This window comes from Cellvibrio sp., assembly GCF_039207905.1.
Lineage (GTDB): Bacteria > Pseudomonadota > Gammaproteobacteria > Pseudomonadales > Cellvibrionaceae > Cellvibrio.
Genome location: NZ_JBCECX010000002.1, coordinates 136822 through 163078, shown reverse-complemented (window position 1 = coordinate 163078; position 26257 = coordinate 136822). Strand labels below are relative to the sequence as shown.

The window sequence follows — 26257 nt, the reverse complement described above, 5'->3', positions numbered from 1 at the left end:
AATCATCACCTTCATGGCAATTTTATGCGAACCGCAGAGCGATTGCGTTATGCTGCCCGCCTCGTTAGACGATTGCCGACTCCATGAACCACAGCCTACCAACCGATAACATGCTGCTCGAAATCGCACTGCCAGTGCCCTTGCGTCGCAGCTTCGACTACTTACCTCCTATTAATATGCCCTCCGGAATCAGCCCGGCAGACCTGCAACCGGGCGTATTGGTACGCGTGCCATTTGGGCGGCAAGAATTAATTGGCGTACTGATCAGAGCCAAAAGCGAATCCCCGCAAGAACCCGGAAAATTACGCGCAGCACTGGAGATTATCGACCCGCGCCCGGCATTGGATAGTGAGTTGCTCGATCTGTGCCTCTGGGCCGCCGATTATTATCAATGCGCCCCCGGCGAGGCGCTGCAAACCGCACTGCCAGTATTGTTGCGCCAGGGCGAACCCGCGCAATTGCGCGGCGAACCTATGTTCCGCCTCACCACCGAAGGCAAGGGCTTACCCGAGGGCGCACTCAAGCGGTCACCCAAACAAGCTGCGCTGCTCGCCGCGCTGCAAAACCGCCACCAGCTCAACCGTGGCGATCTCGACCAACTGGAGATCCCACGCACCATCGCCAAAAGTCTGATCGATAAAGGATTAGTCACGGTTGTAGAAGTTGCGCCCAGCGCCAACACCTTGCCCACACAACTGTTACGCGAACAACCACTGAGCTTGAGCGATGAACAGCAAGCGGCATTTGCACAGATCGATTACCACCAGTTCAAGACTTATCTGCTCGATGGCGCAACCGGCAGCGGCAAGACTGAAATCTATCTGCAAGCCATCGAACAAACGCTCAAACAAGGCAAGCAGGCGCTGGTGCTGGTGCCGGAAATTGGCCTCACTCCGCAAACCTTGCAGCGCTTCCAGCGCCGCTTCAACTTGCCGATTGTAGCCCTGCATTCCGGGCTGAATGACCGTGAGCGGCTGGATGCCTGGTTGCAAGCGCGCGACGGCATAGCGCAGATTATTATCGGCACCCGCTCGGCGCTGTTTACTCCGCTAAAAGAACCGGGCATTTTGATTATCGATGAAGAGCACGATGGTTCATTTAAGCAGCAGGACGGATTTCGTTACTCCGCGCGCGATCTCGCCGCCGTGCGCGCCCATCGTCTCGGGATTCCACTGATCCTCGGCTCGGCAACCCCATCACTGGAAACCCTGCACAACGCGCTGCAAGGTCGCTATCAATATTTGCGCTTGAAGGCGCGCGCTGGCAATGCCAAACCGCCGGAGATTCAACTGCTCGATATTCGCGGCGAAATCCTGCACGAAGGTTTTGCGCAAGCCAGTATTGATGCCATCGGCGATACCCTCGGCAAAGGCAATCAGGTGCTGGTGTTCCTCAATCGCCGCGGCTACGCCCCCACCTTGGAATGCCACGATTGCGGCTGGCTTGCCAACTGCAACCACTGCGATGCACGCATGACCGTGCACCAAACGCCGCGCCATTTACACTGCCATCATTGCGATCACCAGCGCGGCATTCCCAAGCGCTGCCCGAACTGCAACAGCAGCCGAATCCAGCCGATTGGCCAGGGCACCGAGCGCAGCGAAGTGGTGTTGCAACAATTATTTCCCGCGCACAAAGTCATCCGCGTGGATCGCGATTCAACACGCAATAAAAATGCAATGCAGAAATTATTGGTCGATGTACATTCCGGTGAACCCTGCATCCTCGTGGGAACCCAAATGCTCGCCAAAGGCCACCATTTTGCCGACGTCACATTGGTGGTGATTATCGATGCCGACGCCGGTTTATTCAGCACCGATTTTCGCGGCGCTGAACGAATGGGACAGTTACTGCTACAAGTGGCTGGCCGCGCTGGCCGCGAAGAAAAAAATGGTCGGGTGATTTTGCAGAGCCATCACACCGATCACCCGCTGGTACAAACATTAGTGCAGCAGGGTTATCACGCACTGGCCGAGTTAATTCTGCACGAGCGCCAGATCACGCAATTACCGCCCTATCGCCATTTAGCGCTCGTTCGCGCCGAGAGCAAACAGGCCATTGCAGCGGTGGATTTCCTGCAAACTGCGCGCAAAATGGCAGAGCAAATGCAGGCACCGCAGCCGCATTTTAATTATCTCGGGCCACTGCCGGCGATGATGGAAAAACGCGGCGACCGCTTTCGCTATCAATTGCAAATCAACAGCGCGCAACGCAAACCATTGCAACTAATGCTCACCGAATTAGCGCTGCAACTGGAGGCATCGCCGCTCGCCAAACGGGTGCGCTGGTCGATTGATGTCGATCCGCAAGAAATGGGTTAACCCTGAGTGACCTACACCACAGACCGGAGCGCAAATTGCAGGTTTAGTGACTCGACCGCGCAATCCCTTTACAATCGCGCCCTTAATTCACACCAGATATACAGATTCCATGAGTAGAGATTTCGCCAAAAAAGGCCGCGCACCCGCGCGCCGCACTTCATCATCCAGCAATAGCTCAACTCCGGCATGGCTCTGGTTTGTCGCCGGTTTGGTACTGGGAGCCTTTGCCGCCAGCTTCTACTTCATCAAGAATCCGGTCACCGTAGAAGCACCGAAAGAAGAGCCGAAGCCCAAAGCGAAAGTGACAGAAAACAAAACCCCGAAACCGCGTTTTGATTTCTATAAATTGCTGCAGGAAAGCGAAACCATAGTCCCTGCGAGCGAGACGATGGAAGAGCAAAAACCAGCGCAGGAACAAACGACCGAATACATCCTGCAAGTGGGTTCATTCCCCAACGAGTACGACGCCGATAAATTGCGCGCGCAATTAATTCTGCTCAATCTGGATGCGCGCATCGAAAAAGTGGAAATCCGCAAAGGCGAAATCTGGCATCGCGTAGTAGTCGGCCCTTTTGCCACCCAAACTGCACTGACTACCGCACGCACCCAATTGGTAAACAACCAATACAATGCGCTGGTGTTGAAGCGCGCCAAAACCAAGTAATCCCCAGCCTTAGCGGAAGATGCGCCTTGAAAAAGGTGCATCCGCTCCCCATTTCCTGACTTCCGCAACGTAAATTTATAGGAAGTCCAGTGACTACAATTCTCTCTGTTCGCCGCGATGGGCAAGTGGTTATCGGTGGCGACGGCCAGGTTTCCCTTGGTAATACCGTGATGAAAGGCAATGCGCGCAAAGTGCGCCGCCTTTACAAGAATCAGGTGATTGCCGGATTTGCCGGCGGCACCGCCGATGCATTCACACTCTTCGAACGCTTTGAGGCCAAACTCGAAGCACACAACGGCCAACTCACCCGCGCCGCCGTAGAACTCGCCAAAGATTGGCGCAGCGACCGCAACCTGCGACGACTGGAAGCACTGCTGGCAGTAGCCGATAAAGAAGCCTCACTGATCATCACCGGCAACGGCGATGTTATCCAACCGGAAGATGATCTGATCGCAATCGGCTCAGGTGGAAATTACGCCCAAGCCGCCGCCCGAGCGCTACTCGAAAACACCCAACTGGATGCGCGCACCATTGTTGAAAAAGGACTGAAGATTGCGGGCGATATTTGCGTCTTCACTAACCACACACACACTATCGAAACACTCGAATATTAATTTTCCTTGATTGGAAATTAATCCGTGTATGCAAAATTTACTTTATTTCCTTAAGAGCTTTTTATGTCCTCAATGACTCCGCGCGAAATCGTGCACGAATTGGATAAACATATTGTCGGCCAGGCTGATGCCAAACGCGCTGTGGCGATTGCGCTGCGTAACCGCTGGCGCCGCATGCAAGTGCCCGCCGATATGCGCAACGAAATTACCCCGAAAAATATTTTGATGATTGGCCCAACCGGTGTTGGTAAAACGGAAATTGCCCGCCGCTTGGCAAAACTTGCCAACGCGCCTTTTATCAAAGTGGAAGCGACCAAATTCACCGAGGTTGGTTATGTCGGCCGCGATGTAGAATCGATCATTCGCGATCTCGTCGACGTCGCCATTAAAATGCGCCGCGAGCAAGCGACCAAATCAGTGCAACATCGCGCAGCAGAAGCAGCAGAAGAGCGCATCCTCGATGTGCTTTTGCCACCAGCACGCAGCCTGTCTGATGAAGAGAGCAAACACGAATCCGGCACTCGCCAAATCTTCCGCAAAAAATTGCGCGAAGGTGAACTGGACGATAAAGAAATTGAGATTGATATAGCGGCGACCAACGTCGGCGTTGAGATCATGGCGCCACCGGGCATGGAAGACATGACCAATCAATTGCAAAGCATGTTTTCGTCGCTCGGGCGCGACAAAACCAAAAAAGCCAAAATGACGGTAAAAAAAGCCTTCAAACAATTGCAGGACGAAGAAGCTGCAAAACTGGTAAGCGATGACGACATCAAAGCGCAAGCCATCGAAGCAACCGAGCAAAACGGCATTGTCTTTATCGATGAGATCGATAAGGTTGCACGTAAAGGTAATGTGAGCGGCGCCGATGTATCACGCGAAGGTGTACAGCGCGATTTGCTACCACTGATTGAAGGCTGCACAGTCTCCACCAAACACGGCACCATCAAAACTGACCACATTTTATTTATCACCTCCGGTGCATTCCACCTGAGTAAACCCTCGGATTTAATTCCCGAGCTGCAAGGTCGTTTGCCAATTCGCGTAGAGTTGAGCGCGTTAACACCGGACGATTTCGAGCGCATCCTCACCGAGCCAAAAGCATCGCTGACTGAACAACAAGAAGCACTGCTGAAAACCGAAGGGGTGAATATCAAATTTACCAAAGACGGTATTCGCCGCATCGCCGAGACTGCGTTTGAAGTGAACGAGCGCACCGAAAATATCGGCGCGCGCCGCCTTCATACAATTCTGGAGCGCTTGCTGGAAGGTGTTTCATTTGAAGCGGGCGATAGCAAAACCGATGTGGAGATCAACGCTGCTTATGTTGAGTCCCATTTGGGTGAGCTGGCGAAGAACGAAGATCTAAGCCGTTTTATTTTGTAATTGATTGCAGAACAACCATGAGCGCGATTCCCAGCAAGATCCAGTTCCACAAACAATCGCAACAACTTGAGCTGCATTTTGGCGGCGAGCGATTTTTATTGCCCGCCGAGTTTTTGCGTGTGTACTCCCCCAGCGCCGAAGTCAAAGGCCACGGGCCGGGGCAGGCAGTATTACAGCACGGAAAAAAAGATGTCGGCATTAGCAAAATTGAGCGCGCAGGCAACTATGCACTCAAATTAATTTTTGATGATGGCCATGACAGCGGCATTTTTACCTGGGACTATTTTTACGAAATCGGTAAAAATCAGGAGAAGATGTGGCAGCAATATTTGGAAGATTTACACAAGGCTGGTAAAAGTCGCGAAAAGGACACCAGTGTAGTGAAGTTTATTCATTGATGCTTTCATTAAGAATGTCAGCCGCCGGGTTAACCGGCGGCGCCGTTTTTTCATCAACCAATTTTACATAGACCAAGTGATCCAACCGGTATAAGCGCTGATAAAAATAAACAAGCCAAACGCAATCCGGTACCAGGCAAAAATTTCATAGCTGTGATTCGCCACAAACCGCACCAATGTCCGCACCGCAATCCAGGCACTGATAAACGCAGTAATAAAACCCGCCGCAAACATCGGGAAATCACCCATATCCAATACATCGCGATGCTTGTAGATATCATAAAAAGTGGCTGCAAACATGGTCGGTACCGCGAGGAAGAACGAAAACTCAGCAGCAACTTTGCGATCCAACCCGATAAATAAACCACCGATAATGGTCGCACCCGAGCGCGATGTGCCCGGAATCATCGACACTACCTGAAATAAGCCCACTTTTAACGCATCTTTCCAACTCATATCATCCACATTGGTGACACGAGTTTCATGTGTGCGCCGCTCGGCCCACAAAATCACCAAGCCACCAAGGATCAACATGGTCGCGACACTCAGGGCATTAAACAAATAGGTTTTGATAATCGAGATGAACAACACACCCACAATGGCGGCGGGCAAAAATGCAATAAACAAATTTAAAATAAATCGCTGGGATTGGGAGTCATTAAACATTCCCAATGCGACGCGGGTAAACTTTTGGCGATATTCAACTACTACCGCGAGGATAGCGCCCAACTGAATTGCAATTTCAAAGACGCGCCCGTCGTTGTGAAAATTAATTAAATCGCCAACAACGATCAAATGGCCAGTACTGGAAATAGGTAAAAACTCGGTCAATCCTTCAACAAGCCCCATAATGATGGCTTTAAAAATCAGCAGTAAATCCACGAAAGCTCCTTGATCGATATTAATTTAACGGGCGCAAGTCTGCGATAATTACACCCTGTTTGCAAACTCTGTGCCCAACCGGGTGTCAATGACTAGGTTATAATTGCAATTACAAACCCTAACGAGGATGAAGCAATGCGCAACTACTATTCCACAGCCCTGGTGACGGCATTGTTACTGCTGCTCAGCGCCTGCACCAACATCCACTACGCCAATGACTTCAAAGCGGGCACCGATTTCAATGGTTTAAAAACCTACAGCTGGCGTGCAGTTTCAGTGGACATTGGTGGAATTGACCAAACCTTTTTACAAAATCTCGCCGATGCACAATTGCAATCACAGGGATTCACCAAAGTTACATCCAACAGCGACCTGCTGATAGACATGCAAGTATTTTCACGCGTTAGCAGTGGCGGCAATACCAGTATCGGCATTGGCATCGGCTTACCCGTTGGTCGTCACGGCAGTGTGGGATTAGGCACAGGACAAACGGTAGGCAAAGGTAAACAAGTCGGTGTGATTGTGTTCGACATCACCCAGACCAGTAGCAATACCTTGATCTGGCGCGGCAACGCTGAAGATATACCGCTAATTAATTTCTCGCTTAAAGCCGAAACCAAATTACGCGAAAGCTTTGCCAAACTACTGAGCCCATTCCCACCGCAAGCGACGGCAAAATAATCCCGTCATCTGATACCGGATTGGATAATGAGTTCCAATCCGGCCGCCTGTTTTTTCTTTTTCTGATTTTTCTTTTCTGACGCAATCACAACGTCTTTCCACCGAAGGCATTTTACTGCTCGCGGGCATGGCTATTGGCTGGGGTTTTAATTGGCCGATTATGAAATTTATTATCGGTGAAATACCGCCGCTGACATTTCGTGGTTTTTGTTTATTTTTTGGTGGGTTGGGAATTTTAGGTTTGGCGCGCGCATCGGGAATAGCGCTGCAAATTCCTGCCGGTTATTGGAAAAAAATCCTGTGGATTTGCTTATTGAATATAGTCGCGTGGAATGTGATGGCGACTTACGGACTCAGTATGCTACCCGCCGGGCGCTCAGCATTGTTAGGTTACACCATGCCGATCTGGGCGGTGCTGCTATCGGTGTGGGTGTTGCAGGATAAATTTACATTGCGCATTAGCATCGCTGGCGTATTAGTGTTGATGAGCGAGGCATTAATTAACATGGCCAGCGCGCCAGTTAGTGCGCAATTAATTACCGGGGCAATATTAATGGTCGCCGCCGCGTGGTGCTGGGCTGCGGGCACGGTGCTAATGAAACGCTGGCAAGTGCCGCTCAATACAGTTGCATTAACCGGATGGTTATTATTGCTCGCCAGTGTGCCCATTATTATCGCCGCGATTTTTGTCGATGGCTCACTGGAAAAAACCCCATCCACACTCGCACTCTGGGGCGTGGTCTACAACGTGTTATTTGCATTTATGTTTTGCTATTGGGCCTGGGTAAGATTGGTGACACTGGTACCGGTGAGCGTTTCATCGCTCTCGTCATTAATAACGCCGCTAATTGGAGTTATCTCCGGTATTTTTTTATTGGGTGAGACTCCGGGTTGGCCAGAATACAGCGCGACGGTTTTAATTTTAGGCGCTGTTGCCGTAGTGAATTTCAACAGCGCCAAAAACTAAATCAATACCGGCAGAGAGCGATCCAGCACTATGCTGTGCTGCTCCGGTTTGATCGACGCTGCGTAAGCGATTATCTCCACACCTGCTGCGCGCGCTGCCGCTAAAGTTGAAGCATATACTTGATCGATATGTGCTGCTGCGCGCACCGATTGAATGCCAGTGTGTTGCACACAAAATAATAAAACAGCGCGATGGCCTTGCTGCACCATCGCCATTAATTCGCGCAAATGTTTACTGCCGCGCTCGCTAACCGCATCGGGAAAAAAGCCCTCGCCCTCTGCTTCCATTAGTGTCACGTTTTTTACTTCCAGATAACATAAACGCGAATCGGAATTTTCATTCGTCACTTTATCTCTCAACAAAAAATCAATGCGCGATTTTTCGCTGCCATAAACCACTTCGCGCCGCAAAGTTTGGTAATCGCGCAATTCGTTAATCACCTGCGCGCGCAATGCAGTTTCCACCAACAGGTTAGTGCGCGCAGTATTAATTCCTGCAAGATGACCTCCGGGTGTTGTAACCAATTCCAATGTTTGGGGATATTTGCGTGTTTGGCTCTGGCTGATGGAATACCAACAGGGGCTTTCCGGCAGGACACAATTTTTCATCGACCCGGTATTGGGGCAATGAATAGTCAGCTCGCTGCCATCAGGCAGGCGCACATCGGCCAGAAAACGTTTGTAGCGTCTGAGCAATATCGCAGGATGAAAAAAGGACATAATTCGCGGTCAATTCGGTAAGTGGTCAGTTGGCGGCAAATTGAAGCACAAATGCGCTAATTTGGGGCTATAGTTTTTGTTTGTGACCCCCAACTGAAACGGGATTGGAGTGTGGATTTACGGGATGGCGACCGTCAGACTGCCAGTGCGCGAAAAAAGCTAGCACTCGCATTTGTTATCTGATAGCTTGCTCCCCCTTCTAATTCTGCCCACTTGCTGGTGCAGATTATTGCTGATCCAGGAAGTCTTGCGAGGCGCTACTATGGCGAAAAAATCACCCTCTACTGAAACATTTGCACTGCGCCCTTTTACTCCTTATGTGGAGAAGAAAGGCGAAGAGTACATGAACGATAACCAGAAGCTGCACTTCAGACAGTTGCTGCTCAACTGGCGTTCAGAGCTGATGGAAGAAGTAGACCGCACCGTAAGCCACATGAAAGACGAAGCGGCTAACTTCCCCGATCCGGCCGACCGCGCCAGCCAGGAAGAAGAGTTCAGCCTTGAGCTGCGCACCCGCGACCGCGAGCGCAAGCTGATCAAGAAAATCGACAGCACCCTTGAGCTGATCGAGAACAATGATTACGGCTACTGCGATGCCTGCGGCGTTGAAATCGGTATCCGTCGCCTTGAAGCTCGCCCGACTGCCACTCTCTGCGTGGATTGCAAAACCCTCGCGGAAATCAAAGAAAAACAAATCGGCGGCTAATGCCGGTTTGATCGAGGCGAGCCAAGCTCGCCTCAATCGCCATGCCAGTAACACCTCTTTCGCTTACCCCCTCCCGCATTCACAGCACTGAAATCTCAGGCTATATCGGCCGCTTTGCCCCATCACCCAGCGGACCCTTGCATTTCGGCTCACTTGTCAGCGCACTTGCCAGTTATCTGGATGCCAAAGCCAATGACGGTCAATGGTTGGTACGCATGGAGGATCTCGATCCCCCGCGCGAACAGCCCGGCGCAGCCAGTCTAATCCTACACAGCCTGGAAGATCATGGATTGCATTGGGATGGAGAGGTTATCTACCAAAGCCAGCGCCATCATGCCTATCAACAATGCCTTGATGCCCTGCTCAATGCCGGATTTGCCTACCCTTGCGCCTGTTCACGCCAAGCGTTAACCAGCATGGGCGGAATTTACAATGGCCATTGCCGCACGCACCAACCGGCGATCGATCAAATCTGCTCTCTGCGCCTGAAGCTTTACGATTTACCCGACAGAATCACTAGCGATGAAATCCAATTCGACGATGTCATTCAGGGCGTGCAAATCCAAAACTTGCGCACTGGCGCGGGCGATCAAATCCTGAAACGCCGTGACGGTTTTTTTGCCTATCAGCTGGCCGTAGTGGTTGATGATATCGCCCAAGGAATTACCCACATCATCCGCGGTAGCGACCTGCTTGAGGTAACCGGCCGCCAGCTATTTCTGTTTGATCTATTAAGTGCACCACTGCCGCAGTTTGGCCATGTGCCACTGGCGATGCAGGCTAACGGCCAGAAACTCAGCAAACAGAACCACGCAAAAGCGATAGACGGCAAACTCGCAAGCAGGAATCTGTGGCGTGGGCTAGAGTTTTTAGGGCAAAATCCTCCCGCCGCTTTGGCGGATAGTTCTACCACCGAATTATTGGACTGGGGTTTGCATCATTGGCAACGAACAGCCATCTCCGGCCTCGGACACCTGTATCAAGAAGAATAAGAGCCATTAACCCACCTCGCCTCGCGCAAGGGAAGATTACGCTATGAACAATCAACGTCTGGTTATCCTGCTACTGCTAGTGGCCTACATCTTCTCGCCCAGCTTATTTAACTGGATTATCAACACCGAAGGCGCTTGGTATCGCCCCTATATCGTATGGGTAGTGGTGATTGTGATCGCGTTTATCATGCAGATCAGACGCAAGAAATATCACGACTTCGATTAACAGCACCAATCAACCTCAGCCTCAAAACTGATAAGAACATAAACGAACATGACTTTTGATCTCAGCCAGGTAGCACTCATCGGCATCGGTTATTTACTGCTGCTATTTGGCATTGCTTACATTACCGAACGCGGTTGGATTCCTGAGGCGGTGACCTCGCACCCGATCACCTACATTTTGTCGTTAGGGATTTTCGCCAGTGCCTGGGCGTTTTACGGAGTTATCGATCTCGCCTTCCAATACGGTTATGGTGCACTCGCTTATTACCTCGGCACCGGCGCGCTCTTCCTGTTTGCACCGGTTGCATTGGCGCCGCTGGCAGAACTCGCACGGCGCCACCAAGTGCACTCGCTCGCCGACTTATTGGTATTCCGCTACCACAGCCACAGCGTGGGCGCGCTCACTACACTCTGTATGTTGTGTGGGATCTTGCCGCTGCTGGCGCTGCAAATCCAAGCAATCGCCGACACCATGCATATCCTCACCGTAAGCGGCAATCCATCGCTGCCACTGGCAGGAACCGGCCTGACATTTAAAGACATTATGGCGCTCTGCTACTGCGCGATTCTCGCCTTTTTCACCATCTCCTTCGGCGCCAACCGCGAGCAGCACAAAGGCTTAATTACCGCGATGGCATTTGAATCGCTGCTAAAAGTCTGCGCCCTCTGCGCTGTCGGTTTGGTTGCAGTATTTGGAGTATTCGACGGCCTTGAAGGACTCGACCAATGGCTACTGGATCACCCCGAAAACCTCGCGCTACTGCACACCCCCATCCACTCGGATTCCGCCCATACCCTCTTGCTGGTGTTTGTAGCAACCGCCGTTACCATGCCCCACATCTTCCATTTGGGCTTGGCGGAAAACCCGCTGATGCGCAATTCCCACACAGTGACCTGGGCATTCCCGCTGTTTTTATTATTGATGGCATTGCCGATTTTCCCAATCCTCTGGGCGGGCACCGAATTGAGCGTGCCGCTACCACCGCAGTACTACACCCTGGGCATCCCGATCTTATTCAACTCACCCGGCCTGACCCTACTGGCATTCCTCGGCGGACTCTCTGCAGCAACCGGGGCGATGGTGATTATCTCGCTCGCACTTGCCACTATGGTGATGAACCACTGGCTGTTACCCAGCCTGAAATTACAGACCCGTACCGACCTCTACAGCCAACTGCTCTGGCTACGGCGGGTGCTGATCGCCGCCATTTTTGGTGGCGGCTATCTCTTCTATTGGGTACTGGATAACAGTTTCAGTTTGGCGCACCTCGCCATGACCGCATTTATCGAAACCCTACAATTCCTGCCCGGTACTTTTGCGATCGTGTTCTGGAGCAAAGGTAATAGACGCGGCCTGATCGCCGGCTTGTCGGTAGGCACCACTATTTGGGCACTCGGCCTGCTGTTACCGATCCTGACCGGCATCGAATACATCAACCTGCCTATCGCCAATATCAATATTCCTATCGGCATCGAATACTGGAGCCAGGTAACACTTATTTCGCTCGGGCTGAATACCTTCTTCTTTGTGGTTATATCGCTGCTGACCCAGCAAACCGAAGACGAACTTTACAGCGCCAACCTCTGCGCCGCCGACGAACTCAGCCACCCGGTGCGTCAGGCGCTGGATGTGCACTCAGCCTCCGAGTTCAAACATCGCCTCGCTAAACCACTGGGCAAAGTGACCGCCAGCCGCGAAGTGGATATCGCCCTGAAAGAGTTGGATCTTAGTATCGACGAGCGCCGCCCCTATGCCCTGCGCCGTTTGCGCGACCAGATCGAAGGTAACCTCTCCAGCCTGATGGGGATTCACGTTGCCAGCGAAATCATGGACAAATACATCCCCCACTCGACGGCGGAAGCCCAGAGCACAGTGGATATCAACCTGATCGAAAACCGCCTCGCCCAATACCGCGACCACCTCACTGGTATGGCGGCGGAATTGAATACCCTGCGCCTCTATCACCGTAAAACCCTTGAAGAGCTGCCGATGGCGGTCTGCTCATTGGGGCGCGATATGGAAGTATTGATGTGGAACCGCGCCATGGCGGAGCTGACGCAAACGCCGAGCGAAGATGTTACCGGCTCTTATCTGGAAGACATCCCCGAGCCTTGGTGCAGCCTGCTGATCGACTTCAGCCAAAGCAAAGAGCCGCATTTTTATCGCCGCGAAATCGAGCTGAACAACCGCCCGCACTGGATCAGCCTGCACAAAGCCAATATCGAAGGGCCAATTACCGCCGGTGTTTACGATCAGGTAATGCTGTTAGAAGATGTTACCGAGACCCAATTGCTGGAGCAGGAACTGGTGCACTCCGAGCGTTTGGCGTCGGTTGGCCGCCTCGCTGCAGGTGTTGCCCACGAAATCGGCAACCCGATTACCGGCATCGCCTGCCTCGCGCAAAACCTCAAATACGATTCCACCGATCCCGCTGAAGTATTGGAAACCGCCGAGCAGATCCTCAGTCAGACCGATCGTGTCGGACGTATCGTGCAGTCGCTGGTGAGCTTCTCCCACGCTGGCCACGCCAGTAAAACCGAGTTTGAGGCAGTATCTATCCGTGATTGCGCCAATGAGGCGATCCACTTGCTCTCCCTTCAAAAGGAGAAAACCCAGGTGCTGTTCTGCAATGACATCCCCAAAACAGCGATAGTCGCTGGTGACGCGCAACGCATGATTCAGGTTTTTATAAATCTTTTATCTAACGCGCGGGATGCCAGCCCGGAGCAAGGGCGTGTTATGCTTGAAAGTAACGAAGATGAGGATTCGGTAACAGTTTCTGTTACCGATGAGGGGCATGGTATCCCTCCGGAACTGATTGAGCGGATTCTCGAACCTTTCTTTACCACTAAAGAACCTGGTGAAGGAACAGGTTTGGGCTTGGCGATGGTGTACAGCATCATTGAAGACCACAGCGGCCATATGGACATCATTAGCCCTGCCGATACAGTCCACAATCGCGGAGCGAGCTTTGTTATCACCTTGCCTCGCCATCTGGATTCCTTCATGGATACCTGATAGTTCTTTTTATATACAACGATAAAATAAGAAGCACAGTTAGTGCGCACCAGACAGCGACTGGCAGCCAGCTGCCAGTTATTGACCAGTAACACTTAACGCAAGACCCGGATAGCTATGAGTAAGATTCTGATTGTTGAAGACGAAACCATCATCCGTAACGCCCTGCGCAAGCTACTTGAGCGCAACCAGTACGAGGTCAGTGAAGCCCCGTCGGTAAAAGAGGCAACGTCCAAATTCCAGCTCAAGGATTTTGACCTGATCGTCAGCGACCTGCGCCTGCCAGGCGCCCCGGGTACTGACCTGATCAAGCTGGCGGGAGATACACCGGTACTCATCATGACCAGCTATGCGAGCTTGCGCTCGGCGGTAGACTCCATGCGCATGGGCGCAGTGGATTACATCGCCAAACCCTTCGACCACGACGAAATGGTCAACGCCGTTAAACGCGTGATCGGCAAAGCCAAAGCCGCCAACAAAGCCAGCGGAGGCTCGATCCCGGCCAGCACCGCCATCGCCGGTATGATTGGCTCAAGCGACGTCATGCAGGACCTTTATAATCGCATCCATAAAGTTGCCCCAACCAATGCAACTGTGCTGATTCACGGCGAAACCGGCACCGGTAAAGAACTGGTTGCCCGCGCTCTGCACGAGGAAAGCAGCCGTAACAACCACTTGATGATCTCGGTAAACTGCGCCGCGATTCCCGACACCCTGATTGAATCAGAACTCTTCGGTTACGAAAAAGGCGCCTTTACCGGCGCGGCCACCAACCGCGAAGGCCTGGTTGCAGCAGCTGATGGTGGCACCCTCTTCCTCGATGAAATCGGCGAACTGCCACTGGAAGCACAAGCTCGACTGCTGCGCGTATTGCAGGAGGGAGAAGTGCGACCTTTAGGTGCAGTTGAATCGCGCAAAGTCGATGTTCGTCTTGTCGCTGCAACCCACCGCGACCTGCGCAAGCTCTCCAAAGAAGGCAAATTCCGCGAAGACCTTTATTTCCGCATCAACGTCGTCCAGTTAGAACTGCCACCACTGCGCGAGCGCGGCCGCGATATCATCAACATCGCAGAATCACTGCTACAGCGCTACTGCGCCCAATTCGGCAAACCCCAACTCAAGCTTTCGTCCAGCGCGATGGATGCCATCATGAGCTACGGCTGGCCGGGTAACGTGCGCGAATTGGAAAACGCCATGCAACGCGCGGTAATCCTGTGTGAAGACAGCACCGAAATCGGCGGTCACTTGCTGTCTATCGATATGGATAACAGCGACCTTGACGACAATACTGGCAGCTCCGTATTTGAACCTGCCCGCCTTGCCAGTCGTACTGGAGGCGTTGCGCCAGCGGCATCAGAAGATTTGTCACTGGAAGACTACTTCCAGCGCTTTGTACTGGAGCATCAGGACAGCATGAGCGAAACAGAGCTTGCGCGTAAGCTGGGTGTAAGCCGTAAATGCTTATGGGAACGCCGCCAACGCCTTGGCATCCCGCGCACCAAATCTTCGGGGGCACTCAGTAGCGCCAAATAACCATCCCGGTAACATTTACCACTTAAAAATCCCCAGCTGCCCTCCAGCACTGGGGATTTTTCATATCCAGTGACAGTTTTTTTGATAAATACGCCAACATTGTTGTTACCAACGCCAAATTGTTACCCCCAACCACGAGAGTGTTACCGTAAAAATACTGTTACCTTTTATTTGTCTGACGTAACAAAGAAGTGACAAACATGTAACCTATCGAAATAACAAAAAGAAATAAGAAGCCCGCCAAAAAACCTAACCATTTGATTTAATTATGAATTTCAAATCTGGCACAAGTACTGCTTTTAGAGCGCCATAACAAAAACAAACAATAAGAATTAAATGTGAAAATCTAATAACAACAACAAATAATAAAAAGCGTGAATAACTTAAAAATAACAACAATAGACAATAAGAAACTGAACTAAATGAATAACAACAAGAAACAATAAAAAATGAATGAAAAAGAACATAACAACAAGAAATAATAACAACAGAAATTAAATAAAAATAACGAAAACAATAACTTAGATACACCACGCTAGAAGACAAAAGCAATAAGACAGTAAAATAAAGCGGATACTGACTAGGCACGGGATGGGATAGCACGCGAGATTGGATATGGGCACGGAAGCACCCCATTGAATGCCGATTAAAGCACTCCGGTGCTCCCTCCTACGGGAAAGCGAAAGCTTTCCCGTTTTGCTTTCCGGAGATTAATTTTTTAGCCGTTCGCGTAAACGACGCGAACTCATACCCGATTATTGCCAGCAAACATGGGGCTGCGCTTGAATTCGAACCTGGTCGAGAGGCAGGATTGTCGTAAAAAACTCCGTGCTTCTGCTAAACTCGCCGCTCTTGTGCAACTGACTGCCTAAACACCAGCGAGACAACATGCTCAAACGCTTGCTAAACCTGCTCACCTCCGGCGCAAAGGATTCCAGTAAGGCATCCGCAATCCGCACCAGCGACGGCGCCATTCTGATTCCGCGCGACCAGCATAATATTTCCCGCAAGAACATCAGCCCTGCTGCCATCAAGATCATCAAGCAATTGGAAGATGCCGGCTATGCAGCCTATTTGGTGGGCGGCGGTGTACGCGATTTGTTACTCGGCAACCACCCTAAAGATTTTGATGTTGCCACTAACGCCAAACCCGAAGAAGTTAAACGCCTGTTCCGCAGTGCGCGCATTGTCGGTCGCCGTTTCCAGATCGTCCATGTACGCATGGGACGCGAGATAATCGAAGTGACCACCTTCCGCGGCCACCATGAGGAATCCTCATCACACGCCCGCAGTGAAGATGGCATGCTGCTGCGCGATAATGTGTATGGCACCCTTGAAACCGATGCCATGCGTCGCGACTTCACCGTGAATGCGCTCTACTACACGCTCAAGGACTTTTCCGTCATTGACTACTGCAATGGCATGGAAGACCTTAAAAACCGCACCCTGCGCATTATTGGCGACCCGGCAACACGCTACAAAGAAGATCCAGTACGCATCCTGCGCGCCCTGCGCTTCGCAGCGAAACTGGGTTTCAGCCTGGAGCCAAAAACTTCCAAGCCGATTCGCGAATTAAGCGGCCTGCTGTTGAATGTGTCCGATGCGCGCCTGTTTGAAGAGGTGCTCAAACTGTTTTTGGGTGGATCAGCAACCGCCACCTTCAATTTGATGCGCGAGTACGACCTGCTAACCCATCTATTCCCCGGCACCGACAAAGCACTTAAAGCAGGCGACGAGCTTGGCGCCAACCTGATCGAACAGTGCATGATCAATACTGACAAACGCATTCGGGCCGAGAAAACCGTTACCCCCGCGTTTATCTACGCCGCCCTGCTCTGGCCCGGCCTGCAGCAGCAGTTCAAACAACTGAGCGGACAAATGACGCCAACCCAAGCCTGGGCACAAGCATCGCAAAACGTCATCAACCAACAACTCACGCGCACAGCAGTACCCAAGCGCTTCCTGATCCCGATGCGCGAGATCTGGGACTTGCAGCAACGCCTGCCCAGCCGCTTGGGAATGCGCGCGCTGCGTACACTGGATCACCCACGTTTCCGCGCTGCTTACGACTTCCTGTTGATGCGCGAAGCGGCCGGTGAAGCACTCGATGGTTTGGGCGTTTGGTGGACGAATTACCAAAGCGCCAACGATGAAGAGCGCGAGCAAATGGTTAAAGATGTGGGCAGACAGCCCGGCGGCAAATCGGCCAGCAAACCGCGCCGTCGCCGTGGTCCACGCAAGCCCAAAACCGATGCCGCACCCGGCGGGAACGAATAATCCATGGCGCTGGCCTACATAGGTCTCGGCAGCAATCTGGAAGATCCACTCGCGCAGGTAACGCGCGCCTTCGACGAACTGGGTGCTATCGCCCAAACGGTTCTGGTGGCGCGCTCCGCCATTTACTCCAGCCATGCAGTTGGCCCCGAGCAGCCTGATTACATCAATGCCGTTGCCTTGCTGGACACCCAGCTCACCCCTCTCGCACTGCTGGACGCCCTGCAAGCGATTGAACAAGCCCACCAACGCGTGCGCATCCAACATTGGGGGCCACGCACACTGGATCTGGACCTGCTCCTTTACGCAGATCACACTATCCAGCATGAGCGCCTTACCGTGCCTCACCCCTATTTGACCCAGCGCAGCTTTGTGCTTTATCCGCTCGCGGACATTACCCCGGATTTACAGTTGCCCGATGGCACCTCGCTTGTCGATCTGCTCAGCCGTTGCCCTGCCGACGGACTGGTTCGCCTGCCATCGCCCGCTTAACGAATTAGTTTCAAGGAGTTACCGTGGACGTTGTTTTTGAAGAACTCGGATTGGATTTAACCAACACCTCGCTGCCGCGCTATATCGCTGTAGAAGGTTGTATCGGTGTCGGCAAAACGACGCTTGCCCGCAACATCGCGCAGTTGTTTAATTACGATATGCTGCTGGAGCAGCCGGAAGAAAATCCATTTTTGGAACGTTTCTATCGCGATCCAAAATCTACCGCCCTGCCAACACAACTATTCTTTTTATTCCAGCGTGCTAACCAATTACAAAGCCTGCGTCAGGACGATATTTTTGAACCGGTGCGCGTCGCCGACTTCCTGATCGAAAAGGATCAGCTTTTTGCGCGCGTCACCCTGGACGACGATGAATTAAATATTTATCGCCAGGTGTACGACAAGCTCGTCATCAACGCACCGCGCCCGGATTTGGTTATTTATTTGCAGGCACCGCTGGATGTGCTGCTTGAGCGTATCCGCCAACGGGGCATCAGCGCCGAACAACACATCAATGCCGATTATTTAAAAGTACTCAACGACGCCTATACAGAATTTTTTCATTTCTATGATGGTGCACCGCTGCTGATTGTGAATGCGAAAGATTTAAACCTGGCGAAAAACCGCGATCACTTTAAACAGCTGGTGGAATATATTCTCACCATCAAAAGCGGCCGCCACTATTACAACCCGGTGCCCGCACTTTAGCCCGAACCATCCTGAGTTTTATTTTTTGTAGCGAGAATTGCCATGCCTTATTCAACGATCAACAGCACCTCAACGGCGAATACCGCGCTTACCAAAAATGTCACGATTAACACGCTGAATAAATTAAAAAACAGCGGTGAAAAATTTGTCGTTATCTCATTGTATGACGCACACATGGCCAACATGGCGCAACGCTGCGGCGTAGAAGTGGTATTGGTGGGCGACTCACTGGGCATGACCGTGTTGGGTTATGACAGCACAATTCCAGTGACTATGGAGCAAATGATTTATCACGTAGAAGCTGTTGCACGCGGCAATAAAAAATCGCTCATTATCGGCGACTTACCCTTCATGACTTATGCCACGCCCGATGAAGCCATGCGCAACTGCACGCGTATCATGCAAGCCGGTGCACAGATGGTGAAACTTGAGGGTGGCGCCTGGCTCGCAGAAACAGTCAACATGCTCGCAGAACGCGGCGTACCTGTGTGCGCGCATTTAGGTTTAACACCGCAATCGGTCAACAAATTTGGCGGCTTCCGCGTGCAGGGCCGCGATGATGCTGGCGCAGAAAAAATTCTTGCCGATGCAAAATTACTCGCCGATGCAGGCGCTGATTTATTAGTGTTGGAATGTGTTCCCGCTGAACTGGGTGCACGTATTACCCGTGAAATTGCCATCCCGGTTATTGGCATTGGCGCAGGGCGCGATACAGACGCACAAGTGCTGGTAATTAACGATATCCTCGGGCTCACCGAGCAGCCACCGAAATTCTCCAAAAACTTTTTGCTGGAAGCAAATGATATTCCCGGCGCTATGCAAAAATACGTCGCCGATGTTAAATCCGGAGCCTTCCCTGGCGACGACAATATTTTTAATTAATAAAACTGGCAGGCGTAAGCCTGCTAGTTGCCATCGCTCGACCACACTTTCATTGTCTGCACTGCCAACAATTTGCATTCACCCTTGTCTTCCACATAAGTGCGCATAAATTGATAGCGCGAAGTGCGAAACGTTTTACCATCTGCATTCAATTTATCCACACTGCTCAAGCCTTGTACCACGACTGTGTTTCCTAACCGCTGCTGGGTAGTGTCATGGGAGCGGCGCTCTTTTGCTTGCTCTTCCGGCTTTTGCACACGCGCCAATAGCTCAGATTTTTTCTCCTTCATGCTGGCAAGGTTGTGTACCCAATAAAATTCCGGGGCGAGCAATTTTTCTAAGAATTTCACATCGCCGACTTGCAGGGCTTTTTCATATTGAGCATCCAAAGCAACCACACTTTTTTCACTCAAACAGGTTTCCGCTTGTGCAGAAAATGCCGCTAACGAACTTAATAGGATTGGTATAACCATTATTTTTTTCATCACTAACTCTCGCTTATTTTTCACTGGTTCTCGTTACATGAACACAAATCCTACACTACAAAAATAAAAAAAGCCGACACCATAAAGATGCCGGCCAAGACCATACTAGATTACAAATAAAGGGGAGTTCCAAACTGGGCCCAATAAACCCGCGGTAACCGCACAACCTTCCTAAATCGATGAGCCAACCAAAACACGAATGCCGTTGTACTCACAGGAAGAAACCGTTACCGGTAGTTTTAGTATTGTTCACTTTTCCGCCGTTGCCAGTTTTTTTAGCGCAACATTTAAAATATTTGGTGATAACCATATTCACTTCATTATGAAAGGCTATAAACCATCACATTCAGGTCGCGTTGCGTCCCATCAGCACCATGGATTCGTTGATCAAATGTTCCAAGCGTGCGGCAGTTGTTGATCGTAATGCGAAGTCGTCGACCAATTTGCGCAACCGGCTCAATTTGGGACGCACCGCACGAAACTCTTCCGTCACCGGCTCGTAATCCAGATCGTGGTCTTGCACGCTGAGCTTACCCAACTCAGACAATTCCGCATGGAGCGCACCAATCAAGTCATAGAAAAAATCTTTGCGATCCAAGCTATTAGCTTCCCAATAGGCCTGATCCAACCCGCCCAACAAATCCTCCAGCACATTGATGGCTTTGGAAATACTGCTATTCGACATAACACACCTTTCATCACGTAATGATTAACGGATTGAGTATAGAAGACTTTAACGACGCTGCCGGATGCTCTGCTAAACTGCGCGCTCGCTGCAGGAAATCCCTATGTCGCTCGAACAACTCTGGCTGTTTACTACCATCACGCTTGTGCTCTCCGCCAGCCCCGGCCCGGTGATGCTCGCCTGCATGATTGATGCGGGCCGTTACGGTTTTGCCAAATCCACATTCACCATGCTGGGCGCCAGCGCCGGTAATTTAATCCTGATGTTGTTATCCGCATTCGGCTTGGGTTTGTTAGTCGAACAAGCCGAATGGATATTCCACACCATTAAATGGATCGGCGCCGCTTACTTAAGCTATCTGGGAATAAAACTGGTGCTCGCGCCACCGCTGAGCATGGATATGGAAGCGCGCCAAATTCGCAGCAGCCAGTTATTTCGTAAAGCGTTTATTGTCGCTGTGACCAATCCCAAAGGGCTGATTTATTTCGGCGCATTAATGCCGCCATTTATCGATGTGCAAAAATCCATGCCACCGCAATTTGCATTGCTCACGATTATTTTTCTGGCGATGGATTTTATCTGGATGGCGATCTACGCCGTCGGCGGGCAGAGCATTATGCGCTGGCTCAAGTCACCCGAGCATCAGCGCTGGTTTAACTGGATTTCCGGCGGCGCGCTCATTGCGGCTGGCGGGTTACTTGCCTTCACCAAACTGTGATTGTCCAATTTTCTGATTACACAATTTGGGTATAAGCAAAGAAAAAACGATTCTTTTTCATTCGCCCAATAAATCCTTAAGCTGCACCTCATACATTTTTGGAGGCAGCACAATGTCGCTCAATCAATCCGGTTTACCCAAATCCTTGCTCGACCAACCAGTCTTGATCGTTCCCGGCCTGCGCAATAGCGATGAGCAACATTGGCAGAGCCTGTGGGAAAACCAATTGCCCAACAGCAAGCGCATCCATGTTGATGATTGGAACACGGCGGATCTGGATAAATGGAAAGCCGGAATTCGCGCTGAATTAGCACGGGCGGAAAAACCGGTAGTGATTATCGCCCATAGCTTCGGCACACTCGCGAGCGCCAGTATTGCTGAGGAATTTCCCGATAAGATTGCAGCACTTTTTTTGGTGGCACCGGCCGATCCGGATAAATTCCAGATTGCTAAACGTCTGCCGCAAAACCTGCTGCCAGTGCCCGCCAAAATCATCGCCAGCAGTAATGACCCTTGGCTCACCGAGAGCAAAGCCGCCTACTGGGCGCTGCAGTGGGGTACGGATTTTCTGCGTCTGAAAAATGTGGGCCACATCAATAGCGCATCCAATTTAGGTTTGTGGGCAGAGGGCATCCAGTTGCTACAACAACTGCTGCGCAAAGCCAAAACCCAAGCAGGTTCTACACATCGCGCCCCCAGGCTCAATCGCGCGGCATAAAACGCGCAATTGCCCGCCACAGGCTATACTCTAGGCAGAACTATACTTACTTTGCCTAAAACCAATGACGATAACATCCAATGGCGCACTGAAACTGCGCCTATCCGCTTTATGGATATTGCTCCTATATTGGCTATCCAACCCGACTCTGGCGGCAGAACCGGTAATTTACGCGTGGGCAGAGCCCATGGCGGCCGACAAACGCGGCCACTACCCCATCGAACTACTGAAACTGGCCTTGGCCAAATCCGGCAAGGATTACATCGCCAAACCCAGCAAATTTGACCAACCCCAGTGGCGCACACTGCGACACCTGCAAATGGGCAAAGATATGGATGTTGTCTGGACGCTCAGCTCGCCCGAGCGCGAACACGAGCTACTGCCGATCCGAATCCCGATTGATCGCGGCCTGATTGGCTGGCGCTTGCTGCTGATCTCGGACACAGACACCCAGCGCTTTGCTGACATCGACACCGAAGAACAGCTCAAGGCCATACGCTCCGGCCAGGGGCATGACTGGCCCGATTACCCCATCCTGCTCGACAACGGCTTCAAGGTTACGCCCAGCTCCAGCTATGAAGGCCTGTTTCATATGCTCAAGCGCGACCGCATTGGCTACTTCCCGCGCTCGCTCACCGAAATACAGCCAGAGCTGGACGCCCGACCGACCATGGGGTTGGTGATTGCCCCGAAATGGGTGCTCTATTATCCTGCTCCGCTCTACTTCTTTGTTCGCAGGGATAACACCCAGCTTGCCCATGCCATCGAGCAAGGGCTTGAAACGGCTATTCGCGATGGCAGCATGCGCCAACTATTTGAGCAGCACTTTAACCAGGACATAGCACGAGCCCAGTTGCAACAACGCAAGGTAGTGCGCCTGCACAATCCGTTACTCACGCCCGAAACACCGCTAACACGCAGCGAGTTATGGTTCTCGCCCGAACAAGGTTTTTAGATGTCGATGTCCTCAAGCAACACTACACCAACACATATCCGCCGCATCGGATTACGCATGGTCGGCGCCGTCATTGCATTTACATTTTGCGTTGCCGTATTGGTATCCAGCATTCAAATCTACAGCGCGTATCGCACCGAATTAGTCGATGCACAAAAGCATTTTGTTGATATCGAAAAAAGTTATTTGCCCAGCCTTGCGGCCGGTATGTGGTCGGTCGATCAAGAGCGAGTCGATGCATTACTCGACGGTATGGCGCAATTGCCGGATGTAGGTTTTATTGAATTGCGCGATGAACTGCAGCAGCGCTGGACTCGTCGCCACGACAAATACGAAAGCGACTTATTAAGCCGCAGTTTTAGTATTGTTCATCGCGAAGGCGACGAAGAATTTCATCTGGGCGAACTCACCGTTTCGCTGATGTCCGCCGACATTGATGCACGCACACTTCACACCGCCAAAAGCGTTGCTATCACCACCTGTATCACACTGTTTTCCACGGTTTTTTTCGTACTGTTTATAGTGCGCCGCTGGATCACTCGCCACTTGGAGACGATGGCAGATTATGCACAGACATTGGATCTAAATAATCTCGATAAACCCCTGGAGCTGACCCGCGCCCATTCCGAACACCCCGACGAATTGGGATTGGTGGTTAACGCGATTAATAAAATGCGCCTCAGCATTAAAAATGATTTAAACAAACGCAATCATTTGTATCAGGAGTTGAGTGTTTATCGCAATCAACTTGAGCGACTGGTAACCGAGCGCACGATTGATTTGGAATACAAAAGCCAGCAACTGGAATTAAAATCACTCGAACTGATTGAGCAAAATAATGAGCTGGATGCTTACGCGCACACAGTTGCACACGATTTAAAACAACCCATCAGTACACTGCTGGGCGCATCCAGTTTATTGAGCAATGAGGAGCTGCATCTCTCAGCAGAAAAAAATCGCGCGCTGGTCGATAGCATCCAGCGCTCTGCGCACAAAATGCGCTCCATTATTGATTCATTGCTACTGCTGTCCAGCATCCGAAAATGTGAGCACATCGCGCTCGTCGATGTTGACACTCAACAGACCGCGAACGAGTCCTGCAACCGCCTGCAACAATTAATCGACCAGCAACATGCAAAAATTGTAATGGGCGAAAGCTGGCCAAAAGTGCAAGGGCATGAACAATGGATTGAAGAGATTTGGGTAAACTATTTATCCAATGCATTAAAATACGGCGGCGCAAATCCCACCATTGAATTGGGCACTGAAACACTGGCAAGTGGCTTGGTGAAATGTTGGGTAAAAGATTCCGGCCCCGGTTTAAATGAAAAGCAACAACACGAAATTTTCGATAAATTCGTCCGCTTCGACCCCACCGCTGCCGATGGCCACGGACTTGGGTTATCAATTGTAAAACGCATAACCCTGCGCTTGGGTGGCGAAGTTGGCTACGAACCTGCCCCCGGTGGTGGCAGTATTTTTTGGTTTAGCCTGAAAGTTACCGATAAAAAAATATCACCTTGATCAAAACAAGATCCAATAAAAAACGCGCAATCTTTCGATTGCGCGTTTTTTATTACTTCGACTATCCACGGTGCTTTTTTACTACAATTTTTTTGCTAAACCTTTTTTACTGCAACTTCTTACAACAATTTATTGCGCTTAAACTGCCGGCGCACTGGTGCGAATCAGGTGATCAAATGCACCGAGCGATGCGGTAGCGCCGGCTCCCATTGCAATGATAATTTGCTTGTAGGGCACATTGGTGCAATCGCCTGCGGCAAACACACCGGGTACTGATGTTTCGCCGCGCGCATTGATTTCAATTTCACCGCGATTGGTAAGCTGTACAGTTCCTTTCAGGAAATCGGTGTTTGGCAACAGACCGATCTGTACAAAAATCCCCTCTAACTCTACCGTTGCGATTTCATCAGTATTGCGGCTTTTGTATTTCAATGCAGTGACTTTCTCACCGTTGCCGACAACTTCAGTCGTAAGTGCTTCGGTAATTACTGTCACATTCGGCAAGCTGAATAGTTTGCGTTGCAATACTGCATCGGCACGCAATTTTGAATCAAATTCAATTAGCGTTACCTGCGCAACAATACCAGCCAAATCAATCGCGGCTTCTACACCAGAATTGCCACCGCCGATAACCGCAACGCGCTTGCCTTTAAATAAAGGGCCATCACAGTGTGGGCAGTAAGCAACGCCTTTGCCGCGATACTCTTTTTCACCCGGCACATTCATTTCTCTCCAGCGCGCGCCGGTTGCGAGAATGATACTTTTGCTTTTCAAACTGGCACCACTCACCAGTTTTACTTCCACCAGATCGCCAGGAATAACTTCTGTAGCACGCTGCAGGTTGATAACATCAACCGCATATTCTTTAACGTGTTGCTCCAATGCCATTGCCAGTTTTGGACCTTCGGTTTCCTTTACCGAAATAAAATTTTCAATCGCCACTGTATCCAGCACTTGGCCACCAAAACGCTCAGCGACCACACCGGTGCGAATACCTTTGCGCGCAGAATAAATCGCCGCTGCTGCGCCAGCTGGGCCACCGCCAATAACCAATACATCGTAAGGATCGCGTTCACTTAATGCGGCAGCATCGCGCTCAGCTGCGCCAGTATCAACCTTGGCGATAATTTCTTCGAGCGTCATACGCCCTTGGCCAAAATGTTCGCCATTGAGATAAACACTCGGCACCGCCATGACTTTGCGCTGCTCGACTTCGTTTTGAAACAGAGCACCGTCAATCATAGTGGCAGTAATATTGGGATTTAATGCCGCCATTAAATTTACGGCTTGCACTACATCCGGACAGTTGTGACAGGAAAGAGATACAAATACTTCAAAATGCAATTTGCTATTCAGCGCTTTAATTTGCGCGATGGTTTTTTCATCCACTTTTGGAGGATGCCCACCGGTTTGCAACAATGCCAGCACCAGCGACGTAAACTCATGCCCCATTGGAATTCCCGCAAATTCAATGCGCCCTGCTTCACCTTGTGAAGCAACAGAAAATGACGGGCGATATTGTGAATTGCCTTGCTCGCTGATGCTGACTTTATCAGACAGGGTCGCAATATCTTGCAGCAGGCTTTTTAATTCCTGCGCCTTTGCACTCGCATCCAAACTGGCTACCAGTTCGATCGGGCGTTGCAGTTTTTCCAAATAAGCTTTGAGTTGGCTTTTGATCGCGGCATCTAACATGATGTACTCCAAAGA

25 protein-coding genes are annotated in these 26257 nt (G+C 51.0%); 20 read left to right on the top strand and 5 right to left on the bottom strand.

Annotated elements, in window-relative coordinates:
* Positions 1-83: 83 nt before the first annotated feature.
* From AAGC78_RS01715 to AAGC78_RS01695, 5 genes are all read left to right on the top strand, one after another.
* Positions 84-2321 carry a primosomal protein N' gene (locus tag AAGC78_RS01715; protein ID WP_435782298.1) on the top strand — a complete coding sequence of 746 codons (2238 nt, stop codon included), beginning with the start codon at positions 84-86 and terminating at the stop codon, positions 2319-2321.
* Between the two features lie 109 nt (positions 2322-2430).
* Positions 2431-2985 carry an SPOR domain-containing protein gene (locus tag AAGC78_RS01710; protein ID WP_435782297.1) on the top strand — a complete coding sequence of 185 codons (555 nt, stop codon included), beginning with the start codon at positions 2431-2433 and terminating at the stop codon, positions 2983-2985.
* An 89-nt stretch (positions 2986-3074) separates the two neighbouring features.
* Entirely contained in the window at positions 3075-3599 is a 525-nt protein-coding gene (gene hslV, locus AAGC78_RS01705; RefSeq protein ID WP_435782296.1) for an ATP-dependent protease subunit HslV, read from the top strand.
* Positions 3600-3662: 63 nt separating this feature from the next.
* Entirely contained in the window at positions 3663-4985 is a 1323-nt protein-coding gene (gene hslU / locus AAGC78_RS01700; protein ID WP_435782295.1) for an ATP-dependent protease ATPase subunit HslU, read from the top strand.
* Positions 4986-5002: 17 nt separating this feature from the next.
* Positions 5003-5383, top strand: a complete 381-nt coding sequence (locus AAGC78_RS01695; RefSeq protein WP_435782294.1) for a gamma-butyrobetaine hydroxylase-like domain-containing protein — start codon at positions 5003-5005, stop codon at positions 5381-5383.
* A gap of 63 nt (positions 5384-5446) precedes the next feature.
* Here the strand turns inward: AAGC78_RS01695 and AAGC78_RS01690 are convergent, their stop codons facing one another.
* Complete coding sequence (locus AAGC78_RS01690) at positions 5447-6265, bottom strand: undecaprenyl-diphosphate phosphatase (RefSeq protein ID WP_435782293.1); 819 nt, start codon at positions 6263-6265, stop codon at positions 5447-5449.
* A 135-nt stretch (positions 6266-6400) separates the two neighbouring features.
* Between AAGC78_RS01690 and AAGC78_RS01685 the strand changes: the two genes are divergently transcribed.
* Positions 6401-6946, top strand: a complete 546-nt coding sequence (locus tag AAGC78_RS01685; protein WP_435782292.1) for a DUF4136 domain-containing protein — start codon at positions 6401-6403, stop codon at positions 6944-6946.
* A 160-nt stretch (positions 6947-7106) separates the two neighbouring features.
* Positions 7107-7913 carry a DMT family transporter gene (locus AAGC78_RS01680; protein WP_435782291.1) on the top strand — a complete coding sequence of 269 codons (807 nt, stop codon included), beginning with the start codon at positions 7107-7109 and terminating at the stop codon, positions 7911-7913.
* On the opposite strand, the gene sfsA is transcribed toward AAGC78_RS01680, so the two are convergent.
* Positions 7910-8632 (bottom strand): DNA/RNA nuclease SfsA, encoded by a 723-nt coding sequence (sfsA, locus tag AAGC78_RS01675; RefSeq protein WP_435782290.1) that lies wholly within the window; start codon positions 8630-8632, stop codon positions 7910-7912. The two genes, AAGC78_RS01680 and sfsA, sit on opposite strands and share 4 nt — an antisense overlap.
* Positions 8633-8894: 262 nt before the next feature.
* Here sfsA and dksA point away from each other — a divergent pair, with 262 nt between their 5' ends.
* The 9 genes from dksA to panB all read left to right on the top strand — a co-directional run bounded on the left by dksA (position 8895) and on the right by panB (position 19462).
* Entirely contained in the window at positions 8895-9338 is a 444-nt protein-coding gene (gene dksA / locus AAGC78_RS01670) for an RNA polymerase-binding protein DksA (RefSeq protein ID WP_007645291.1), read from the top strand.
* A gap of 41 nt (positions 9339-9379) precedes the next feature.
* On the top strand, positions 9380-10330 hold the full coding sequence (gene gluQRS / locus AAGC78_RS01665) for a tRNA glutamyl-Q(34) synthetase GluQRS (RefSeq protein ID WP_435782289.1): 951 nt from the start codon (positions 9380-9382) through the stop codon (positions 10328-10330).
* A 43-nt stretch (positions 10331-10373) separates the two neighbouring features.
* Complete coding sequence (locus tag AAGC78_RS01660) at positions 10374-10556, top strand: hypothetical protein (protein ID WP_435782288.1); 183 nt, start codon at positions 10374-10376, stop codon at positions 10554-10556.
* Between the two features lie 48 nt (positions 10557-10604).
* Positions 10605-13574: an ATP-binding protein gene (locus AAGC78_RS01655; protein ID WP_435782287.1), complete on the top strand. Its 2970-nt coding sequence runs from the start codon at positions 10605-10607 to the stop codon at positions 13572-13574.
* A 117-nt stretch (positions 13575-13691) separates the two neighbouring features.
* On the top strand, positions 13692-15107 hold the full coding sequence (locus tag AAGC78_RS01650; RefSeq protein ID WP_435782286.1) for a sigma-54-dependent transcriptional regulator: 1416 nt from the start codon (positions 13692-13694) through the stop codon (positions 15105-15107).
* Positions 15108-15995: 888 nt separating this feature from the next.
* Positions 15996-17384 carry a polynucleotide adenylyltransferase PcnB gene (gene pcnB, locus AAGC78_RS01645; protein ID WP_435782285.1) on the top strand — a complete coding sequence of 463 codons (1389 nt, stop codon included), beginning with the start codon at positions 15996-15998 and terminating at the stop codon, positions 17382-17384.
* Between the two features lie 3 nt (positions 17385-17387).
* Positions 17388-17873 (top strand): 2-amino-4-hydroxy-6-hydroxymethyldihydropteridine diphosphokinase, encoded by a 486-nt coding sequence (folK, locus tag AAGC78_RS01640; protein WP_435782284.1) that lies wholly within the window; start codon positions 17388-17390, stop codon positions 17871-17873.
* A gap of 23 nt (positions 17874-17896) precedes the next feature.
* Positions 17897-18580 (top strand): deoxynucleoside kinase, encoded by a 684-nt coding sequence (locus AAGC78_RS01635; protein WP_435782283.1) that lies wholly within the window; start codon positions 17897-17899, stop codon positions 18578-18580.
* A 42-nt stretch (positions 18581-18622) separates the two neighbouring features.
* A complete protein-coding gene (gene panB, locus AAGC78_RS01630) occupies positions 18623-19462 on the top strand; it encodes a 3-methyl-2-oxobutanoate hydroxymethyltransferase (protein ID WP_435782282.1) in 840 nt (279 codons plus the stop codon).
* 23 nt (positions 19463-19485) lie between these two features.
* On the opposite strand, the gene AAGC78_RS01625 is transcribed toward panB, so the two are convergent.
* On the bottom strand, positions 19486-19935 hold the full coding sequence (locus AAGC78_RS01625; protein ID WP_435782281.1) for a nuclear transport factor 2 family protein: 450 nt from the start codon (positions 19933-19935) through the stop codon (positions 19486-19488).
* Positions 19936-20293: 358 nt separating this feature from the next.
* Complete coding sequence (locus AAGC78_RS01620; RefSeq protein WP_435782280.1) at positions 20294-20632, bottom strand: hypothetical protein; 339 nt, start codon at positions 20630-20632, stop codon at positions 20294-20296.
* A 103-nt stretch (positions 20633-20735) separates the two neighbouring features.
* On the opposite strand from AAGC78_RS01620, the gene AAGC78_RS01615 reads away from it, so the two are divergent.
* The 4 genes from AAGC78_RS01615 (at position 20736) to AAGC78_RS01600 (ending at position 24547) form a co-directional block, all read left to right on the top strand.
* Entirely contained in the window at positions 20736-21350 is a 615-nt protein-coding gene (locus AAGC78_RS01615) for a LysE family translocator (protein ID WP_435782279.1), read from the top strand.
* Positions 21351-21462: 112 nt separating this feature from the next.
* The gene (locus AAGC78_RS01610) at positions 21463-22068 is read left to right on the top strand and encodes an RBBP9/YdeN family alpha/beta hydrolase (RefSeq protein ID WP_435782278.1); all 606 of its coding nucleotides are present in this window, start codon (positions 21463-21465) and stop codon (positions 22066-22068) included.
* A gap of 64 nt (positions 22069-22132) precedes the next feature.
* Positions 22133-23023: a substrate-binding periplasmic protein gene (locus tag AAGC78_RS01605; RefSeq protein ID WP_435782277.1), complete on the top strand. Its 891-nt coding sequence runs from the start codon at positions 22133-22135 to the stop codon at positions 23021-23023.
* A complete protein-coding gene (locus AAGC78_RS01600; RefSeq protein ID WP_435782276.1) occupies positions 23024-24547 on the top strand; it encodes a sensor histidine kinase in 1524 nt (507 codons plus the stop codon).
* Between the two features lie 138 nt (positions 24548-24685).
* Here the strand turns inward: AAGC78_RS01600 and ahpF are convergent, their stop codons facing one another.
* Positions 24686-26242 (bottom strand): alkyl hydroperoxide reductase subunit F, encoded by a 1557-nt coding sequence (gene ahpF, locus AAGC78_RS01595; RefSeq protein WP_435782275.1) that lies wholly within the window; start codon positions 26240-26242, stop codon positions 24686-24688.
* Positions 26243-26257 lie beyond the last annotated feature (15 nt).

Coding starts and splice junctions, on each gene's coding strand:
- AAGC78_RS01695 (WP_435782294.1), top strand. CDS start 5,003: ATGAGCGCGATTCCCAGCAAGATCCAGTTCCACAAACAATCGCAACAA.
- ahpF (WP_435782275.1), bottom strand. CDS start 26,242: ATGTTAGATGCCGCGATCAAAAGCCAACTCAAAGCTTATTTGGAAAAA.
- AAGC78_RS01710 (WP_435782297.1), top strand. CDS start 2,431: ATGAGTAGAGATTTCGCCAAAAAAGGCCGCGCACCCGCGCGCCGCACT.
- AAGC78_RS01660 (WP_435782288.1), top strand. CDS start 10,374: ATGAACAATCAACGTCTGGTTATCCTGCTACTGCTAGTGGCCTACATC.
- AAGC78_RS01655 (WP_435782287.1), top strand. CDS start 10,605: ATGACTTTTGATCTCAGCCAGGTAGCACTCATCGGCATCGGTTATTTA.
- hslU (WP_435782295.1), top strand. CDS start 3,663: ATGTCCTCAATGACTCCGCGCGAAATCGTGCACGAATTGGATAAACAT.
- AAGC78_RS01620 (WP_435782280.1), bottom strand. CDS start 20,632: ATGTCGAATAGCAGTATTTCCAAAGCCATCAATGTGCTGGAGGATTTG.
- AAGC78_RS01615 (WP_435782279.1), top strand. CDS start 20,736: ATGTCGCTCGAACAACTCTGGCTGTTTACTACCATCACGCTTGTGCTC.
- panB (WP_435782282.1), top strand. CDS start 18,623: ATGCCTTATTCAACGATCAACAGCACCTCAACGGCGAATACCGCGCTT.
- AAGC78_RS01680 (WP_435782291.1), top strand. CDS start 7,107: ATGAAATTTATTATCGGTGAAATACCGCCGCTGACATTTCGTGGTTTT.
- gluQRS (WP_435782289.1), top strand. CDS start 9,380: ATGCCAGTAACACCTCTTTCGCTTACCCCCTCCCGCATTCACAGCACT.
- sfsA (WP_435782290.1), bottom strand. CDS start 8,632: ATGTCCTTTTTTCATCCTGCGATATTGCTCAGACGCTACAAACGTTTT.
- AAGC78_RS01610 (WP_435782278.1), top strand. CDS start 21,463: ATGTCGCTCAATCAATCCGGTTTACCCAAATCCTTGCTCGACCAACCA.
- dksA (WP_007645291.1), top strand. CDS start 8,895: ATGGCGAAAAAATCACCCTCTACTGAAACATTTGCACTGCGCCCTTTT.
- AAGC78_RS01685 (WP_435782292.1), top strand. CDS start 6,401: ATGCGCAACTACTATTCCACAGCCCTGGTGACGGCATTGTTACTGCTG.
- AAGC78_RS01625 (WP_435782281.1), bottom strand. CDS start 19,935: ATGGTTATACCAATCCTATTAAGTTCGTTAGCGGCATTTTCTGCACAA.
- folK (WP_435782284.1), top strand. CDS start 17,388: ATGGCGCTGGCCTACATAGGTCTCGGCAGCAATCTGGAAGATCCACTC.
- AAGC78_RS01605 (WP_435782277.1), top strand. CDS start 22,133: ATGACGATAACATCCAATGGCGCACTGAAACTGCGCCTATCCGCTTTA.
- pcnB (WP_435782285.1), top strand. CDS start 15,996: ATGCTCAAACGCTTGCTAAACCTGCTCACCTCCGGCGCAAAGGATTCC.
- AAGC78_RS01650 (WP_435782286.1), top strand. CDS start 13,692: ATGAGTAAGATTCTGATTGTTGAAGACGAAACCATCATCCGTAACGCC.
- AAGC78_RS01600 (WP_435782276.1), top strand. CDS start 23,024: ATGTCGATGTCCTCAAGCAACACTACACCAACACATATCCGCCGCATC.
- AAGC78_RS01715 (WP_435782298.1), top strand. CDS start 84: ATGAACCACAGCCTACCAACCGATAACATGCTGCTCGAAATCGCACTG.